Here is a 17807-nt window from a genome sequence, read left to right as displayed (position 1 = left end):
TTTGGGAAAAGTCGCAATTTATCAGAATTATCTTTACTATCTAAACCATAATTTATGCCAACCGACTGTCTGCCGTACCGAGAAACGGGGTATTTTTCTAATCTTATCACAAATTACCTAGATCAAGAAGAAGCACTTAAGCCCTTTTATCACAGATTTCCTACAGCAGATAATCTTATCAAACAGGCAGATGAGAAAGGACAATTTTTTAGTCCGCTTTCGCGAAAGCGTTTATACGATTCCCTTATTGCGCAGTATAAAAATACAAACACCTCTGCCGAGACACAGCTCAACTTAGAGCATCTTGCTAGCGAAAATACGTTTACCATCACCACAGGGCACCAGCTCAATTTATTTACGGGGCCGCTCTACTTTTTATATAAAATCATCTCTGTGATTAACCTCTGCAAGGAGCTTAAAGAGAAAGATCCAGACCGCAATTATGTGCCTATTTACTGGATGGCGACAGAAGATCACGATTTTGACGAGATTAATTACTTCAATTTTCAAGGTAAAAAAGTGCAGTGGAATCGTGAGGACGGAGGCGCCGTGGGCGAACTCTCAACCGATGGACTGGCGGAAGTACTAGCATTGTTTAAAACACAGCTAGGCACTTCAAGAAATGCGGAGTACCTCTCAAAACTCTTTAACGACGCCTACATAAATCACGATAACCTGGCAGATGCAACGCGCTATCTGGGTAACGAGCTTTTTGGTGAGTACGGCCTTGTCATTGTAGATGGTAACGACGCGGGACTTAAAGAATTATTTGCTCCTTATGTACAACGAGAATTGCTAGAGGGTGTGTTGCACGCAAAGGTGACACAGCAAACCGAGCAACTCACTGCACTAGGCTACCCAGAGCAAGTGCACCCTCGTGAGATTAACTTGTTTTACATTACAAAAGGCATCCGTGAGCGCATTATCAAGGTGGATGATATGTATGTGGTAAATGATACAGATATCCGCTTTCGCGAAAATGAGATACTCGACGAGCTTGCTAACCATCCAGAACGGTTCTCGCCTAACGCCTTGCTGAGACCACTTTTTCAAGAAGTGATTTTACCGAATCTTTGTTATATAGGTGGAGGCGGAGAGCTGGCGTACTGGTTCCAACTGAAAGCATATTTTGAAGAGGTTAAAGTACCTTTTCCAGCCTTATTACTTCGTAACTCGGCATTAATACGTACCGAAAAGCAACGTACAAAGGCGGAAAATTTAGGCGTGTCGTTGCCAAATTTATTTCTAAAACAAAACGAACTCATCAACCGAAAGGTGCGTGCTATCTCAAATATAGAGATAGACTTTTCTGCGCAACGCAGCTTTTTAAAAGAGCAGTTTAAAGCAATGCACTTACTAGCCGAAGAGACAGACGCTAGTTTTATAGGAGCCGTAAAAGCACAAGAAGTAAAACAACTCAAAGGCTTAGAAAACTTAGAGAGTAGATTGCTGCGCGCACAAAAGCGAAAGTTAAGTGATCACGTACAACGCCTAGTAGATTTACAAAACGAAGTTTTCCCAATGCAAAGCCTGCAAGAAAGAAACACTAACTTCTCACAGTTTTATCTAGAATTTGGCGAGCAACTCATCCCTGAGTTAGTAAATGCTCTTGAGCCGCTAGGCGGCGAGTTTACAGTGGTTACTTTGTAGGGGGTAGATGAGAGAAGAAGCTATCAAAAAATACTATTTGAGATTTGGTGTTTTGAATTTCGTCTTTTCATTAATTATTATACTTGTACCCAGGGATATAGTATTATTAGAGCGTTTTTTTGCAATGATAGCTATAAACCTAGGTTACCATATGCTTTATTGGTTTTATGTCAAGTTGTATGATTCTTACATAAAATTAGAGGGTTCTTTTGAAAAAAGCTTTTGGTATTTTGGAATAAAATTTTTTATAGTTTTCGGCTTTGTTTCAAGTTTAATTATTGCATTTACGTTTGTCTATAACTTTTTTATAGTTAAAGATTATGCTACTCTAACTGCTATTTGTGTCCCGATAGGGCTTTTTCTTGGAGTCCTACTTGTGCAGATCAAACTAGAAAAATAATTTTTAATTTTTGATTTTTTTCCCTTTTACAAACTTGATGATCATTGGATTTCCATTATCATTTATGCAAAATTCTTCACCATCTTTCTTTCCGTCTGTATAAGGACATTTATATATTAAAGTAGTATCCTTATGCCTTGTGACTAAAGTCTTTTTAAAATTGGTGTCGTAATAAGTCCTTTCAGTGAATTTTCCATTCTTATTTGTTATGTATCGTATTCTTTCTTTTGGTGCGAGCGGGTCCTCTTTATAGTAGAGAACTTTTTCGGCGAGACGTCTATTGCTCCTTCCAAAATATGAACGCCATTCTAGAAGAACACCATTCTTATATATCTCTTCTGCAACAATATGACCATTTCCGTTTTTTCTAAGTTTTTGTGCAACACCAGTAAATAGCTCATCATTATAGCCTTGATATGCAAGATTGTTGTCAAAATATATCTCTTTGACAGATAATGTGTCTTGAGAGAATACATTTTGATAACCTACAATAAGTAGAAAAAGAAACATTAAACGTAACTTCATATCTATAAATTCAACTGCCTTATCCCTTCATAAGCTACAATTCCTACGGCATTTGCTAGGTTTAAACTTCTGATGTGTTCGCTAAATAATGGGATTTTATAAAGTTGGTTAGGGTGTTTTTCGGTAATTTCTTTTGGGAGTCCTTTAGATTCTTTTCCAAAGACGAGAAATAGGTCTTCTTCAAAAGGAATGTCATAATGGGACTTTGTGCCGTGACTTGAGAGAAAGGCCATTTTCGCGAAAGCGTTCTTATTAAAAAAGTCTTCTGTATTATCATAATACTGTACGTCTAGATGCTGCCAGTAGTCAAGACCTGCGCGTTTAAGGCGGGTGTCGTCTATCTCAAAACCAAAGGGTTTTACAAGGTGCAACTTGCAGCCAGAACCGAGGGCAAGCCTACCTATGTTACCTGTGTTATTGGGGATTTCTGGATTGATGAGTACAATATTGAGCATAATGGCTTGCTTGATGGGATGTATGGTGTATAAATGGTGTGTGAGATACTAATGTTATCACAAAAACTAAAGCTTGTCACGGGCTATAACTCCCGTCTACAGTATCTTTACCCAAAAATAGCATTTTGAGAGTAAACTACTTCCCCAAAAAATTGATATATCTTATTGCCATCGTACTTTTTACGGTAGGTAATACACAGACGGCACAAGCACAGGATTTTGAAAAAATTAAAGAGTTTTTTACGTTTCACCCTAACCACAAGGCTGTTGTAAAAGATAGTACTTTATATGCCTCTAAGTTTATAGCGGCACCAGTAATGAGCTACAGCCCGGAGACAAATTTTGCCTTTGGGACAGGTGCAAAATACTTATTTAAATTTAACGGTAGTGGGGAGGAGACGCGTGTGTCTAATATGCCTATCACGCTGCAGTACACACTTAATAGTCAGTTTTTTGTTTATTCTGGATTTGAGATTTTTACTAACCAAGAGAAGTGGGTGATAGAGGGTAATATCCTTTTTCAAAATTACCCAAGACTGTTTTATGGTTTTGGCACAAATTCTCCAGAAAGTGCAGAGGAGGAGTATAATTATTACCAGTTGCTAGTGGAGCCTATCTTTCTAAAACAGGCTTTTACACGTTACCTTTTTGTAGGTGCAGGTGTACGATTTAATCACATTTATTCTGTTGATATAGAAGAGGGCGGACTTATAGATCAAACCAGACCTACGGGGTATGATGGATCTACATCGCTAGGTGTTGAGGTCGCTGCGCTGTATGATAACAGAAATAATGTGCTTAATGCTCAGAATGGGTGGTACCTAGAGACGACGAGAGGTCAATATTTTGAGGAGCTGGGAGGTACACATAATTTTGATTTGACACGTTTTGATTTAAGACATTACACAAAGCCATTTGCAGATAAGGATGATATTATTGCATTCCAGATGGTGGGAAGATTTACTCGTGGTGACTTACCGTTTTCTGAGTTTTCTTTTCTTGGGGGTAGTGAGATTATGCGTGGTTATAGAGAAGGCCGTTATGTAGGTAGAGATTTACTTGCAAGTCAGGTAGAGTATAGAAAGACGTTTAAGAACTCTCGTTTTGGCGCTGTATTATTTGCCGGTGGAGGTGATATCTATAATGATGTGAGCGATTTTCAGTTTAAGAATTTAAAACCTACTTATGGAGGTGGTCTTCGTTTTATGATAGATAAGGAAGAACGTCTTAATCTTCGTTTTGATGTAGGTTTTGGTAGAGGATCTAGCGAGTTTTACTTAGGGATTGCCGAGGCATTTTAATAGCGCGCAGCTAGTGTGATTTGCATCATTTTATTTTTAGAGATAGGAACAAAATTTCTATATTACTCTGAAAATAATCCTGATACGATGCTTAAACCTGTACTCTTTTTTCTTTCCATTTTTTTAGTTTGTAGTTGTGCTCAACAACAAGAACCAGAAGTTGCCGTAAACCCAGAAACGTACTGGGGAGAAAACCCTTGGCCAGACATTAGAAAGAAGCGTATTAGTAAGCTATTACCGCAAGCACTCAAAACAGCAGAGGTAGATTGCTGGATGACTATTTGTAGAGAAAATAATAATGATCCCATTGCAGATCACATAGGAGGAGAAAATGCCGGTGGCACCGCTGTATTTTTATTCTACAACGACGCAACTGGTTTTCACTCTAAAGTGTTCTCACCTTCTGGAGAAGCAACTGCGCTAGATGATCTAGATATACACGACGAAGTTGTGAGTGTAGAGCGAGGAACATCAGCTATTGAGCAAGCCTCAGATTTTATCAAAACAAAAGATTTTAAAAGTATTGCCGTAAACACTTCTTCAAAAAATGTGATGGCAGACGGACTTACGCATACACAGTATGAAGAAATCGCTAGTGCCTTAGGTGACGCAACCTCAAAATTAGTATCCTCTGAAGAGGTGGTCTATGAGTGGTTATCTATAAAGCTGCCAGAAGAAGTTGCCATCTTAAAGAAAGCAGCAAAGCTCACTGCCCAGTGGCAGATTGAAGCCTACGAGCAAGTAGTACCTGGCACATCTACAGATGAAGATATTGCAAAATATTTAAAACAAAGAATGACCGAGTATGGTGTGACAGATGGATGGGCACCTGCTCAAAATCCTAATGTAAATTCTGGTCCAGACCGTGGGCACTCGCACGCTACAGATAAAGTAATTATGCCTGGTGATGTGATACAAATAGACTTTGGCATCAAAGTATATGACAGGTGGGTGACAGATATACAGCGATTTGCATATGTTTTAAAAGAGGGTGAGAGCGAGGCTCCAGATGAGATTATGCACTACTGGGAAAGTTCTAAAGCTGGAAATAGGGCAGCATTCGCTGCGATGCAACCTGGCGTAAAAGGAGTAGATGTAGATAGAGCCCAGCGCGTCTTTATGGAAAAAGCAGGGTCTGATTATGTGATGTGGAGCACGGGTCACCCAGTAGGCTATGTCGCTCACGATGTAGGACCTAATCTAGGAGGTTCTCAAGCATCACACGTGAGACCAGCCTCAGAAAAAGTAATCAAGGAAGGGATGACCTTTGCCTTTGACGGTTTTCACTCTTGGAAACTAGCAGACGGTGGTGTAAAAACAATGTCTGTAGAGGAGATGGCCGTAGTAACAGAAAATGGAGCGGAGTATCTTATCGCTCCACAAGAAGAACTTGTTATTATCTCAAATAAGTAAACTAAGCAAAAAACCAGTAATCCTTAACCGCTTCTTTACCCCAAGAATCAAGTAGTGCTTGTATTTCCTTCTTACCATCGGGAGAAGAAACTACAATCATAATCTGCGCATTTTCTATAGATGGGACATCTGTAAAAGATTGCATACGTACATCATAAATGTCTTTACCTATCTGTTTCTCATTATTAGAAACCCAGTGAAAGGTGTCATTATACGATTGTAAAATTTTAGCCATATCCTTACCGTTGCGGCCGGCACCCCAGAGTACGAGTGGTCGTTTTTTATCACGATCTATCTCATAAAAGAATCGCATTTTCATATCAAAGTAGCGATTGTCTTTATACTCATCCCAAGTACGTGAGATACGATTAGAGCGATCACGCCAGTGATGAAGTATGGCATCTATCCCTATAACTTTGAGCCCGTGTTTATACATACGGAAACATAAATCATAATCTTCTGGATAAATAATAGGATCAAAAGCACCTACGGCGTCAAAATCATCTTTATGAATCATCCAGCAATGTGACGGGATAACACACTCTTTATAAATCTGCTGGTAGTGTGTACTTGTTCTTGCCACTTCATTAAGCCAGCGTTCATAGCGTAAAAAACCGTCACCTACCTCGCCTTCATCTACAAAGTGCTCTGTACCTCCAGCAATCACGTGCCCTTTTCCATACTTATGCCACTCATCTACTAATAGCTGAATTTTATATTCTGGCATTTTGTCATCAGAGTCCATCCTGTTGAGCAGGGTTCCGCGTACTTCTCTGTATCCACATTGTAATGTAGGGATGAGTTTATAGCCATCACTGTCAAAAACACGAACGCGTGCATCTTGCTTTGCAAATGCGGCAAGAATCTCTGGAGTCTCATCTGTACTGTGATCATTTACAGCAATAAGTTCCCAGTTTTGATACGTCTGGTTTATAATCGAGTTTATGCAATCGTGCAGATATGGAGCCGTGTCTTTTACGGCCATTATGATAGATACGAGGGGTTGATTTACTGCCACGATTTTGGAAGGTTTTTTGTGATTTCTATAAGGTCAAAAGTACTACTTTCTCTCGCGCCGTGTTCAGTCACCCATTTTGCGGTTTCTTGTAATCCTTGTGCAAGTGTTGTGGCTGGTTTTGGAGTAAAGATTTCTGTGAATTTTGAGTGGTCTGCATAGGCGTGTACCACTTCCTCACGCTGTTCAAGGTGATTGATGGTTACCTCTTTTTTCATAGCAACTCCTACTTCTTTAGCTAGATCATTTACCGTGTTTTCTGTGTCTGCGCCTATGTTAAAGATTTGGTTGTCCGCTTTCGCGAAAGCGTAACTAGCCGCAATATAAGGTGCCACATCATCTATGTAGGTAAAAGCACGGGTTTGATTTCCGTCGCCAAAGATGGTAAGCGGTTCGCCCTTTAACATCTGATTCATAAAAATGCCCACCACATTGCGATACTTATCTCCAATGTTCTGTCCAGGCCCATACACATTGTGCGGACGAAAAATAATATAGTCTAGCCCAAAAATTTTATGTGCATTATCCAGATCCATCTCTACCGCATATTTTGCAATACCATAAGGGTCTTCGGGTTGTGGTTTTTGCGATTCTTTAAGTGGTAATTCTTGAGTTCCATACACAGCAATAGAGCTTGTAAAGATGAACTTCTTTATGTTATGATTAACTGCAGCATTAATGAGGTTGATGCTCCCAATGAGGTTATTCTCGTAGTTGAACTTACGTATAAAATGGCTCAAGCCTTCGGCGGCATATGCAGCTAGATGGTAGATGTAATCTATGTGATGTTGTACAAATATCTCATCTATAAGCGCGGTGTCTGTAATGCTTCCTTCTATAAAAATCGCACCTTGAGGTACATTGCTTGTAAAGCCGCCAGAGAGGTCGTCAAGTATGATTACTTGGTGATGTAAAGCTAGTAAATGACGAGCAACGTGGCTTCCTATAAAACCAGCGCCACCGGTAACTAATGAGGTTATTTGCATACTGCAAACTTAGGAAAAGGAATTGAGAGGGGCGTTGTTACGCTTTCGCGAAAGCGTAAAAAAAAACCACCTTTTACAGTGGTCTTTATATATTATCTCTTGCTTGCTCTGGCTTGCTTAAAATATTTTACTGGAGGAAAGAGCATCCCGAAAGATTCTCCATCGTCTTTACCTAGGTGTTTGTGGTGCATTTTGTGTGCTCTTCTTAATGCTTTACCGTACCATCCATTTGCATTACGAAACAATTTAAATCTCTGGTGGATAAAGATGTCGTGCACGCCAAAGTAGGCAAGACCATAGGCAAAAATACCTAAGCCTATAGGTAAACCTATCCATACGCCTTCGTACTGCCACAATAGGAAACAGCCTATTGAAACTAGCGCGTAAAAAATAAAGAAGAGGTCATTTTTTTCCCACCAAGAGTTGTGTTTTTTATGGTGGTGGTCTTGGTGTAAAGACCATAAAAAGCCGTGCATTACATATTTATGTGTTGCCCAGGCTAGAAATTCCATAATGACAAAAGTCATAACAAAAACGAAGATCCAAAGTAATGTTTGCATTTGTATAGGGGATTCTTTTAAATAAGGTTTAAACGATATTTTACATAGCTACGTGCAAGAAGACTTGCCTTTACGTAGTCTGGTACGCGCACTCTTGTATTCCTAATTTCGGCAGAGGGAACGCGTTTAAGTTTTGTGAGTAATTTTCTATAATAACGGAAGGCGGTGTACACCCCAAACTTTGCTTCTATAGGTAGTCTATTTATACCTGCTAGTCCTTTTGCAAAGTCTTCTTCTATCTCTTCGATAATACGTTGTTTAGAGGCTTCATCAAGATTTACAAGATTTGTATTAGGGAAGTAGGTGCGACTTAGTCCTTCAAAATCTGCCTTGAGGTCACGTAAAAAGTTTACTTTTTGAAAGGCAGAGCCTAAGCTCATAGCGCTGTCTTTAAGGCTTTCGTATTTTTCTTTATCTCCTTTTACAAAAACGGTAAGACACATAAGGCCTACGACATCTGCGCTTCCGTAAATGTATTCCTTGTACTCTGCATCTGTGAGATAATCTAGTTTTGTGAGATCTAGGCGCATACTTTTCATAAACGATGCGATATGAGCAGGGTCTATATCATATTTATGCACAGTCTCTTGAAAGGCGTTGAGAATAGGGTTGAGGCTTATTTTATCTGTAAGCGCGTGCTCAAGATCTTCTTCAAAACGCTTGAATAGTGTAGGCTTATCATAGTCGTGAAAAGAATCTACAATCTCATCTGCAAATCTTACAAAACCATAAATGTTATAAATGTCCTGACGTATACAGGGTGCAAGCATTTTAGTCGCGCTTGCAAATGAGGTGCTATATGATTGAGTTACAACCTTTGCACAGCTTCTCGATACGGTGTCAAATAGAGATTTCATTACTTAATTGATTTGCTTATTAATTGTGATACAAGCTTACCAGATATGAGGGCTGGAGGTACGCCAGGTCCTGGAACCGTTAACTGTCCAGTAAAATACAAATTTTTGACTTTCTTACTCCTTAAATTAGGCCTAAGAAAAGCTGTTTGCTTTAAAGTATTTGCCATTCCGTAGGCATTTCCTTTATAGCTGTTATACTCACTTACAAAGTCATCTACACAAAATGACTTCTTAAAGATAATATGATTTCTGAAATTTTGACCAGATAATCGCTCTAGTCTTTCCATTATAATATCAAAATATTGATCACGTAGTGCCCGCGTATCTTCTACTCCAGGAGCTATAGGGATTAAGAAAAATCCATTTTCTTTACCTTCTGGCGCCATTGTCTCATCTGATACTGATGGGAAATTTGCATAAAATAAAGGCTCTTCTGGCCAAGCAAGATCGTCATAAATGGTTCTTGCGTGCTGGTCAAAATCTGTATCAAAGAACAAGTTGTGATGAGCTACGTTATCAAACTTTTTATCAAACCCTACATAAAAGAGTAGTGATGACGGCGCAAACACACGGCTGTCCCAGTACTTCTCTGTGTATTGTCTATATGATGGGTCTAGCAAAGTCTCACTGTGATGATAGTCTGCTCCACTTACGACATAATCTGCAGTAATGGTTTCCCCATTAACTATAATTCCTTGTACTTTTCCTTCATCTACCAGAATTTTACTGGCACCAGCGCTTGTATGAGTTTTTACTCCTAGTGAGTGTGCAAGCTTAATCATTCCTTGGATTACCTCGTGCATACCTCCTTTAGGATGCCAAGTCCCTAAGCCAAAATCTGCATAGTTCATAAAACGATAGAATGCAGGTGTGTTATTAGGTTTAGCTCCGAGAAACAATACTGGAAATTCTAAAATAGAAACCAGCTTCTCATTTTTAAAAGCCTTGCGCACATCATCACTTATAGTTTTAAAAAACTGATTTACGCGTACCGCCGTTTCTGGAGTTACAAGTTCAAAAGGAGAAAGGCCTGGCTTGTTAACTACATCATTAATAGCAATGTCATAGTTGATCCCAGCATTTTTTATAAACTTTTTGAGTTGAGGAGAGCTGCCTGGCTCTATACGCTCAAACTCTGTAGCTATTTTATCTAGCGTATCACCTATGGTTACAACTTCATCTTTAAACCAAACGTAATAAGCAGGGTCCAGCTTTTCTAACTGGTAAAAGTCTGCAACCTTTTTATTAAAATCTCCAAAAAACTTTTCAAAGATATCTGGCATCCAGTACCAGCTAGGGCCCATATCAAAAGTAAAGCCTTCTTCTTTAAGTTGTCTCGCACGACCACCTAGGGTATCATTTTTTTCATAAAGGTGTACCTCGTTACCAGCTTGAGCTAGATAACACGCAGCAGATAAGGATGAAAATCCAGATCCTATAATCACAATCTTTTTAGGCATACGTAGCAGACTTGTTTTTTACAACATTTACAAATTCTCTTATACTCATCATTATATGCACATTTTTAGGAAGACTAAGCTCGTCTATTTTACTAGTCATAGATCCTAAAACATATAAATCTAGTTTCTGGTTACCAAAAAGTTCATTAAACTCATCAAAATATGCAGGTATATCTTCTGCCAGCGGCTGTACAGTAAAATACGTTGCAAATGAGAGGTTAGGATGATTTGAAGAAAGGTACTTTAAGTTTGATAACATTATGCTCTGCCCTAAGTAAATTACCTTGTAGCCATTTGCAACAAGTTCATAATTTAGAAAGAGTAGGCCTAGCTCGTGTATTTCGTTTTCTGGTAAGAAAAGTGCAAATGTTTTATCCTTGAGAGGCGGCACATTAATTTGTGTCTTCTCAATATTTATAAGAATCTTTTGCTTAATAAGATTAAAGATAAAATGCTCGTGAGATGGGTTTATCGTATCCGTTTGCCATAATAACCCTATCTCTTGTAGTAAGGGTATAAACGTCTCGTAAAAAATGGTGACAAATGGCTTATCTTCATTAAGAGCATTATATGTTTTGTGAAATAAGTTTTGATCAAAATTCATCATTGCTATCTTAAATGAATTGATAGCGTGATTTTCATTTGCTGCACTGGTTTCGGTAACTAGCTCTGCCACGAGCGCTGCAATTTCCTTTGTGGAGTGCTTTGCTATTTTAGAAATCTTGAATTTATTCTCTGTAAGAAATACAACATTAAGAAGCTTTTGCAAGTCGCTTAAGGCATACGTTCTAATATTTGTAGAGGTACGCTGTGGCTCAAGAAGACCATACCTTTTCTCCCAGATACGTATGGTATGGGCTTTTATACCACTTAAACTCTCTAAGTCTTTAATGCTAAATTTTGTCTTTACGGCATTTTTCATACTACACATATTTCTTGTAAAAATAGCGAATTTACTTATTTTGTTTAATCAAATAGTGTTAAGTTTTAAACAAAATATCAAATATGCGATATTTTCTTATGCTCTAAATGTATAAAAGTTATTCCCGTGATGCTTAAAGTATAGGTGTTTTTGGGTTCTATTTGTATAGTTAAGAGTACTTGTATAAAAAAAAGAGCTAACCTTACGATTAACTCTTGTATTGTACCCGGGATGGGACTTGAACCCACACGCAACTAGTGCACACGGCCCTCAACCGTGCCTGTCTACCAATTTCAGCACCCGGGTAGAAAAGCGGCATTTTATCAATGCGGGTGCAAATATAAAATCTTCTTATGAAACTTGTGTATTAATCTACAGATATTTTAAAATAGGATAAAACTGTTCTATAAAAAAACCTCTATCGTTAGATAGAGGCTTATGCTTGTAAAGTGACCTGGCTGGGGCTCGAACCCAGGACCCTCTCCTTAAAAGGGAGATGCTCTACCAACTGAGCTACCAGGTCGTTATTTTAACGGGGTGCAAATATAAAATCTTCTTTTGAGATTTTGGGCATATTATGTAATTAATTTAAGAACGTTTTTTTAGCGGTGACACATAAAAAAACCTCTATCGTTAGACAGAGGTTTGCACTTATAAGTGACCTGGCTGGGGCTCGAACCCAGGACCCTCTCCTTAAAAGGGAGATGCTCTACCAACTGAGCTACCAGGTCATTGCCTTAATGCGGGTGCAAATATACAGTTAATTAATTCTTACTGCCAAGTGTTTTAAATAAAATTTTCAATCTTTTTTTTAGATTAATATATACTTTTGTTTCTCAACAAGTTCGCTTATGAAAATATATCTAGTAGGTTATATGGGGTCTGGAAAATCAACCATTGGACCGCTACTTGCCGAAGTGCTTTCTTATAAATTTATAGATTTTGACACCTACATTACTCAAAAAGAGGGGATGAGTATCTCTGAGATTTTTAAAAATAAGGGAGAAATATATTTTAGAAAAGCAGAGTCTACTTACTTACAACAACTTTTAGAAGAAGAATCTGAGCAGGTCGTTGTTGCATTAGGAGGAGGTACCCCTTGTTATGGTACAAATCTCCAGGTGTTAAAGGATAGTGATGCGCAAACGGTATATCTTAATTGGCACTTTAAAACACTTGCTCAACGTTTATGGTCTGCAAAAGAAGAGCGCCCTCTCATCGCTAGTATGCAATCTTATGAAGATCTAGAAGATTATGTTAGAAAGCACCTATTTGAAAGAGGTCTTTATTACAACCAGTCAGATCTAGTTTACAAAATAGAAGATCAAAGTCCTCAAGAAGTTGTAGATGGTATACAGGAGTTTTTATTCTAATACAGCAGTATCATTACCTTTTCTAAAAGTTACTTTTACAGATTCATTGAGAGAAGTACTTAAGGAAATACCTTTAAAGTCTGCTTTAACAGGGTATTTTTTGTGGTTTCTATTTACAAGTACTGCCGTTTTAAATCTCTTGAGCGGTACATCAAGAAAATGCTTTACACCGTATATTAGCGTTGTGCCAGAGTTTAGTACATCATCTATAAGTATCACAGATTTATCTTTATACTCCTCTGGTGACATACTGGTTTCTACAGTGCCTAGAGGTTTTTTCTTATTCATAGATACTTTACAAAGCTTGGTTTGTAAAGGTGAGATTTCAGAAAGTACTTTGGCTAGACGTTCTGCAAATTTGTAGCCATTATCTGCAATACCAGCAAGAATGATTTCTTCTTCATTTGCATTACTCTCATAAATCTGAAACGCTATACGTTTTGTTTTATGCTGTATAGCTGTGTGATCTAGTATTTTTTCCAACTTAACTTTCATACTTGAAATTGCTTATGGTATAAAGATATTTAATATCCAGCTTATTCTTCTTCGTCACTACCAAAAAAGGAGTCATTATTATATATATCATCTATATCTCTACGATCCTTTTTAGTAGGTCTACCAGACCCCTTCTTGCGGTAATAATCTTTTGAATATTTGAGAAGTTCTAATTTTTCTAGATTTTCTTTTGGAGTATGATCTTGTACATACATTCCCACTAGTTTTGCCCCCAGTCTACTTTCTGGTAGGTCTAAAACTTCAAGAATATAGGTAACTTGATTTTTTCGCACAGAGATCTTATCTGTAGGATACACATCTCGCGATGGTTTTACAGAAGCTCCATTCATTTTTACCTGCCCTTTTTTACAGGCAGCCGTGGCTATAGATCGCGTCTTAAAGTAACGCACACACCATAAATATTTGTCTACTCGCATATAAAAAGCCCTAAAACAGCGTTAATAACTGTAAAGTAATGTGCAAAAATACATCAAAATTGTATCTTGCGCTCCTTAAAATAATATTGATGAAATTAAGAAATTACCTTGGTTTAGTGCTGGTTTTACTAGTTTGTGTAGCTTGTCCTAATAATGATGATGACCTTATAGAGGTTCCCGTAAGAGACCGTGGCGAGCAGTCTATAGAAGATGACGAGTTACTGGTAGAGTACCTTTCTACTCACTTTTATAATTATGAAGAGTTTGAAAATCCACCTGCAGATTTTGATTATAAAATAGTTTTTGACACTATAGCTGGTGATAATAGTGATAAAACTCCATTAATAAACAGACCAGAGCTTAAGAAAAAAGAATATTTTAGATTTGATACAGAAAACTCACTATATATTTTACAAGTAAGAGAAGGGAGTGGAGAAGAGCCAGTGGCAACATTTGCAGATTCTACATTACTAACTTACGAAGGTTTTAATCTTTACGGAGATGTGTTTGATGCATCTGTAAATCCTATATGGCTTAATCTTCCTACCACAATAGACGGTTTTGCAAATGGGTTAGGAACTTCTGTAAATCTTCTAAGTACAGTTGCAGAAGATAATAATGTAGGTTTTGGTGGCGCTTCAGGCTTTACAGTAGAGCCAGATGGTACTACTTCTTTTAACCAAGATTATGGAGTAGGTGCGGTATTTGTACCTTCAGGTCTTGCTTATTTTAACCAGCCTCCGGCAGATATTAGCTTGTACGGATCTATCGTTTTTACATTTTCAGTATATGATGTAGTTATTACAGATCACGATGGTGATGGTATTATTACTATAAATGAAGATATAGATAATAATGGATTCCTCTTTGACGAGGCAGATAATCCAGATGAAGATGCTGTTCCAGCTTTTAGAGATCCTAATGATGATAATGATGGTATTCTTACTAAACTAGAGATAGTAACAGATGAGGATGGAAACTTTATAAGCCTACTGGATACAGATGGAGATGGTATAAATGATCACTTAGATACAGATGATGATGGTGATGGAAGACCTACAATAGATGAAATTATTGTAAATGCTCTTACAGGTGAAATCACCTACACAGATACAGATGGAGACGGTACACCAGATTATCTAGACTCAGATAGTTAGTAGACGGTATACCGCTTTCGCGAAAGCGTAATAAAAACCCACATTGTACATCACAATGTGGGTTTTTTAGTTAGATTTAGTTTATCACATCTATTTTGCAGGAGACGCTATGGTTAAATTAATTATAGAAAATAGTACAATGGTCATTCTTTAAAAAGCAAAAAACACCCCAGATGAGGTGTTTTATAACAGTTTTTGAAGCGTGTTTTAATTCTTCTTATCAAAAGCGTATGAGAGACTTAAAATCCATTGAGAAGGCCTTGCATCTACTTGAAAACCTACACTGTTATCTTCTACTTGTGACTCAGTGATAATCGTATTATCTGTAAAGGCACCTTCATACCTTACATCAATACCTAGCTGGCCTAGTGTTATTCCTACACCTAGTTGATATCCTACGGTAAATGAATTTTCTGGATCTTCAAAATCTATATCTACCTCTTCAAATCCATTTTCAAGAATGTATTGAAATGATGGTCCCGCCTTAATGTTGAGTGGCCCTATTATGTCAAATCCTACGAGAAGCGGAATGTCTATTTTTGAAAGTTCATAATCATATACGTCTGAAGATACTCCGTCGTTTGTGTATTCTGTATTAAGCTTTGTATATAACAGCTCTGGTTGTATAATGAGCCCAGCAAACTTTGCTTTATAAAAAACACCAGCGTGAAAACCGGTTTTGTTTTCTTTACTAAAAGTGCTGTTTGCAAACTCAGACGTAAACTCTAAGTCACCTACAGATCCATAATTAAGTCCTCCTTTAATACCAAAGCCAGTACTCTGGCTTAAAGCTGTAATACCTGATAAAAGTAGTACGGCGACAATGATTTTTTTCATAATTGAAATTTTATTGATTAATGTAAAGACAAATAAAAAGGCAGTATGTTACAATCATACTGCCTATGTCATATAGTAAAAACGTATGGTATACGTTATTATTTTCTTGAAATCACTTTTTCTACTTTCTTAACAATCGCGTTTGTATTAAGGCCATATTTCTCCATAAGTTGTGCTGGAGTTCCACTCTCGCCAAAAGTATCTTCTGTAGCGACATACTCTTGTGGTACTGGATGCGTAAGTGATAGCTCTCTAGCAACACTCTCACCAAGACCTCCTAGAAAGTTATGCTCCTCTGCAGTCACGACACATCCTGTCTTTTTTACAGACTTAATGATTGCCTCTGCATCTAGTGGTTTTATGGTGTGTATGTTTATTACATCTGCCGTGATGCCTTTCTCGTTAAGGACTTTGCAAGCCTCTAGCGCTTCCCATACTAGGTGACCTGTTGCAACAATTGTTACATCATTACCTTCTTGCAATTGTACGGCTTTACCTATTTCAAAAGTTTGATCTGCTGGAGTAAAGTTAGGTACTACCGGACGGCCAAAACGTAAATAAACCGGCCCCACGTGGTCTGCAAGGGCTATTGTAGCGGCTTTGGTCTGGTTATAGTCACAGGTATTTATTACTGTCATACCTGGTAACATCTTCATAAGACCTATGTCTTCTAGTATTTGGTGTGTTGCACCATCTTCACCTAGGGTAAGACCTGCGTGAGATGCACAAATCTTTACATTTTTACCAGAGTAGGCTATAGACTGTCTTATCTGGTCATAAACACGACCTGTAGAGAAGTTTGCAAAAGTACCTGTAAAAGGTATTTTACCTCCTATGGTAAGGCCTGCGGCTATACCCATCATATTTGCTTCTGCAATTCCTATTTGGAAAAAGCGCTCAGGATTTTCATCTATAAAGGTTTGGATTTTTAAAGATCCTATAAGGTCTGCACAAAGAGAAACCACATTTGGGTTTGTTCTACCTAGTTCTGTCATTCCTGCGCCAAAACCTGATCTTGTGTCTTTACTGCCTGTATTTTCGTATGTTTTCATTGTAAAAGTTTTTGGTACGCTTTCGCGAAAGCGTAATAAGAAAAGGTTTAGTAATCGCCTAGTGTTTCTGGATTTTGCTCTAGTGCACTAGCGAGTTGCTCATCATTAGGAGCTTTACCGTGCCAGGCGTGAGTGCCCATCATAAAGTCTACACCGTTACCCATAACTGTGTGTAATAACACACAGACAGGTTTACCTTGACCAGACGCGGCTTTTGCCTCGTTCATTCCAGATACAATGGCCTGAATGTCATTTCCTTTTTCTATATCTAAAACAATCCACCCAAAGGCTTCAAACTTTGCACGCACACTTCCTAAATCAAGTACGTGGTCTGTGCTACCGTCTATTTGCTGACCATTGAGGTCTACAGTTGCAATAAGGTTGTCCACCTTTTTTGCAGAGGCATACATTATAGCTTCCCAGTTTTGTCCTTCTTGTAACTCACCATCACCCATAAGTGCATAGATGGTGTGGTTATCGTTATTAAGTTTTTTTGCTTGAGCGGCACCTACGGCAACACTAAGTCCTTGGCCTAGTGATCCAGAGGCTATACGTACTCCTGGTAGCCCTTCGTGTGTAGTAGGGTGACCTTGTAGACGTGAGTCTAACAATCTAAAAGTGTTAAGTTCTTCTACGGGAAAATACCCAGATCGTGCGAGCACGCTATAAAATACGGGTGATATGTGACCGTTAGATAAGAAGAAGAGATCTTCTCCTATACCATCCATATCAAATCCTTCTTTACGTTCCATTAGTTCTTGATAGAGAACCGAAATAAATTCTGCACATCCTAAGGATCCTCCAGGGTGACCTGAACTTACTTTGTGTACTTGTCGTACAATGTCTCTGCGCACTTGTGTTACAAATGCTTCTAGCTTCTTAATATCTGCCATCTTGGGTAAATTTTATCAC

18 protein-coding genes and 3 tRNA genes are annotated in these 17807 nt (G+C 38.2%); 5 read left to right on the top strand and 16 right to left on the bottom strand.

Translation table 11 applies throughout. The features are described from left to right. Nucleotides 1-54: 54 nt before the first annotated feature. The gene (gene bshC / locus ABVM49_RS00885) at nt 55-1650 is read left to right on the top strand and encodes a bacillithiol biosynthesis cysteine-adding enzyme BshC (RefSeq protein WP_405202638.1); all 1596 of its coding nucleotides are present in this window, start codon (nt 55-57) and stop codon (nt 1648-1650) included. A 403-nt stretch (nt 1651-2053) separates the two neighbouring features. On the opposite strand, the gene ABVM49_RS00880 is transcribed toward bshC, so the two are convergent. Both ABVM49_RS00880 and ABVM49_RS00875 read right to left on the bottom strand, forming a co-directional pair. Beyond that, nucleotides 2054-2575: a hypothetical protein gene (locus ABVM49_RS00880; protein ID WP_405202636.1), complete on the bottom strand. Its 522-nt coding sequence runs from the start codon at nt 2573-2575 to the stop codon at nt 2054-2056. Between the two features lie 2 nt (nt 2576-2577). Further along, a complete protein-coding gene (locus ABVM49_RS00875) occupies nt 2578-3033 on the bottom strand; it encodes a tRNA (cytidine(34)-2'-O)-methyltransferase (RefSeq protein ID WP_405203644.1) in 456 nt (151 codons plus the stop codon). A gap of 149 nt (nt 3034-3182) precedes the next feature. Between ABVM49_RS00875 and ABVM49_RS00870 the strand changes: the two genes are divergently transcribed. Next, nucleotides 3183-4331: a BamA/TamA family outer membrane protein gene (locus ABVM49_RS00870; protein WP_405202635.1), complete on the top strand. Its 1149-nt coding sequence runs from the start codon at nt 3183-3185 to the stop codon at nt 4329-4331. Nucleotides 4332-4346: 15 nt separating this feature from the next. Beyond that, on the top strand, nt 4347-5744 hold the full coding sequence (locus tag ABVM49_RS00865; protein ID WP_405202634.1) for a M24 family metallopeptidase: 1398 nt from the start codon (nt 4347-4349) through the stop codon (nt 5742-5744). 1 nt (nt 5745) lies between these two features. Here ABVM49_RS00865 and ABVM49_RS00860 read toward each other — a convergent pair whose 3' ends face one another. The 9 genes from ABVM49_RS00860 to ABVM49_RS00820 form a co-directional block, all read right to left on the bottom strand. Next, nucleotides 5746-6762, bottom strand: a complete 1017-nt coding sequence (locus ABVM49_RS00860) for a glycosyltransferase family 2 protein (RefSeq protein ID WP_405202633.1) — start codon at nt 6760-6762, stop codon at nt 5746-5748. Beyond that, nucleotides 6753-7745 carry an NAD-dependent epimerase/dehydratase family protein gene (locus tag ABVM49_RS00855; protein WP_405202632.1) on the bottom strand — a complete coding sequence of 331 codons (993 nt, stop codon included), beginning with the start codon at nt 7743-7745 and terminating at the stop codon, nt 6753-6755. Before ABVM49_RS00855 ends, ABVM49_RS00860 begins: the two co-directional genes overlap by 10 nt. Nucleotides 7746-7837: 92 nt before the next feature. Continuing rightward, the gene (locus tag ABVM49_RS00850; RefSeq protein WP_035327817.1) at nt 7838-8305 is read right to left on the bottom strand and encodes a sterol desaturase family protein; all 468 of its coding nucleotides are present in this window, start codon (nt 8303-8305) and stop codon (nt 7838-7840) included. Nucleotides 8306-8322: 17 nt separating this feature from the next. After that, nucleotides 8323-9162 carry a phytoene/squalene synthase family protein gene (locus ABVM49_RS00845; protein WP_035336076.1) on the bottom strand — a complete coding sequence of 280 codons (840 nt, stop codon included), beginning with the start codon at nt 9160-9162 and terminating at the stop codon, nt 8323-8325. After that, the gene (locus tag ABVM49_RS00840; protein ID WP_405202631.1) at nt 9162-10622 is read right to left on the bottom strand and encodes a phytoene desaturase family protein; all 1461 of its coding nucleotides are present in this window, start codon (nt 10620-10622) and stop codon (nt 9162-9164) included. The genes ABVM49_RS00845 and ABVM49_RS00840 overlap by 1 nt, the downstream gene beginning before the upstream one ends. Next, nucleotides 10615-11544, bottom strand: a complete 930-nt coding sequence (locus ABVM49_RS00835; protein ID WP_405202630.1) for a MerR family transcriptional regulator — start codon at nt 11542-11544, stop codon at nt 10615-10617. The genes ABVM49_RS00840 and ABVM49_RS00835 overlap by 8 nt, the downstream gene beginning before the upstream one ends. A 223-nt stretch (nt 11545-11767) precedes the next feature. Continuing rightward, nucleotides 11768-11850 (bottom strand) — tRNA-Leu (locus ABVM49_RS00830). Between the two features lie 144 nt (nt 11851-11994). After that, nucleotides 11995-12067: transfer RNA gene (locus ABVM49_RS00825), tRNA-Lys, on the bottom strand. Between the two features lie 135 nt (nt 12068-12202). Then, nucleotides 12203-12275 (bottom strand) — tRNA-Lys (locus ABVM49_RS00820). Nucleotides 12276-12395: 120 nt separating this feature from the next. Here ABVM49_RS00820 and ABVM49_RS00815 point away from each other — a divergent pair. Beyond that, a complete protein-coding gene (locus tag ABVM49_RS00815) occupies nt 12396-12917 on the top strand; it encodes a shikimate kinase (protein WP_405202629.1) in 522 nt (173 codons plus the stop codon). On the opposite strand, the gene ABVM49_RS00810 is transcribed toward ABVM49_RS00815, so the two are convergent. Together ABVM49_RS00810 and ABVM49_RS00805 are read right to left on the bottom strand one after the other, a co-directional pair. Continuing rightward, nucleotides 12909-13412, bottom strand: coding sequence for a phosphoribosyltransferase family protein (locus tag ABVM49_RS00810; protein ID WP_405202628.1), 504 nt, complete (start codon nt 13410-13412; stop codon nt 12909-12911). The two genes, ABVM49_RS00815 and ABVM49_RS00810, sit on opposite strands and share 9 nt — an antisense overlap. Before the next feature lie 41 nt (nt 13413-13453). Continuing rightward, nucleotides 13454-13849 carry an RNA-binding S4 domain-containing protein gene (locus ABVM49_RS00805; RefSeq protein ID WP_038599868.1) on the bottom strand — a complete coding sequence of 132 codons (396 nt, stop codon included), beginning with the start codon at nt 13847-13849 and terminating at the stop codon, nt 13454-13456. An 89-nt stretch (nt 13850-13938) separates the two neighbouring features. Between ABVM49_RS00805 and ABVM49_RS00800 the strand changes: the two genes are divergently transcribed. After that, a complete protein-coding gene (locus ABVM49_RS00800) occupies nt 13939-15006 on the top strand; it encodes an FKBP-type peptidyl-prolyl cis-trans isomerase (RefSeq protein WP_405202627.1) in 1068 nt (355 codons plus the stop codon). Between the two features lie 207 nt (nt 15007-15213). On the opposite strand, the gene ABVM49_RS00795 is transcribed toward ABVM49_RS00800, so the two are convergent. From ABVM49_RS00795 to ABVM49_RS00785, 3 genes are all read right to left on the bottom strand, one after another. After that, complete coding sequence (locus tag ABVM49_RS00795) at nt 15214-15843, bottom strand: outer membrane beta-barrel protein (protein ID WP_405202626.1); 630 nt, start codon at nt 15841-15843, stop codon at nt 15214-15216. Between the two features lie 98 nt (nt 15844-15941). After that, on the bottom strand, nt 15942-16895 hold the full coding sequence (locus ABVM49_RS00790) for a transketolase family protein (RefSeq protein WP_375253065.1): 954 nt from the start codon (nt 16893-16895) through the stop codon (nt 15942-15944). A gap of 47 nt (nt 16896-16942) precedes the next feature. Further along, complete coding sequence (locus tag ABVM49_RS00785) at nt 16943-17788, bottom strand: transketolase (RefSeq protein ID WP_038599879.1); 846 nt, start codon at nt 17786-17788, stop codon at nt 16943-16945. Between the last annotated feature and the right edge of the window lie 19 nt (nt 17789-17807).

Source organism: Dokdonia sp. LLG6352-1 (assembly GCF_045055815.1).
Lineage (GTDB): Bacteria > Bacteroidota > Bacteroidia > Flavobacteriales > Flavobacteriaceae > Dokdonia > Dokdonia donghaensis.
Note: the sequence above shows the minus strand (reverse complement) of the source record. Positions and strands in the feature narration are given on the sequence as shown.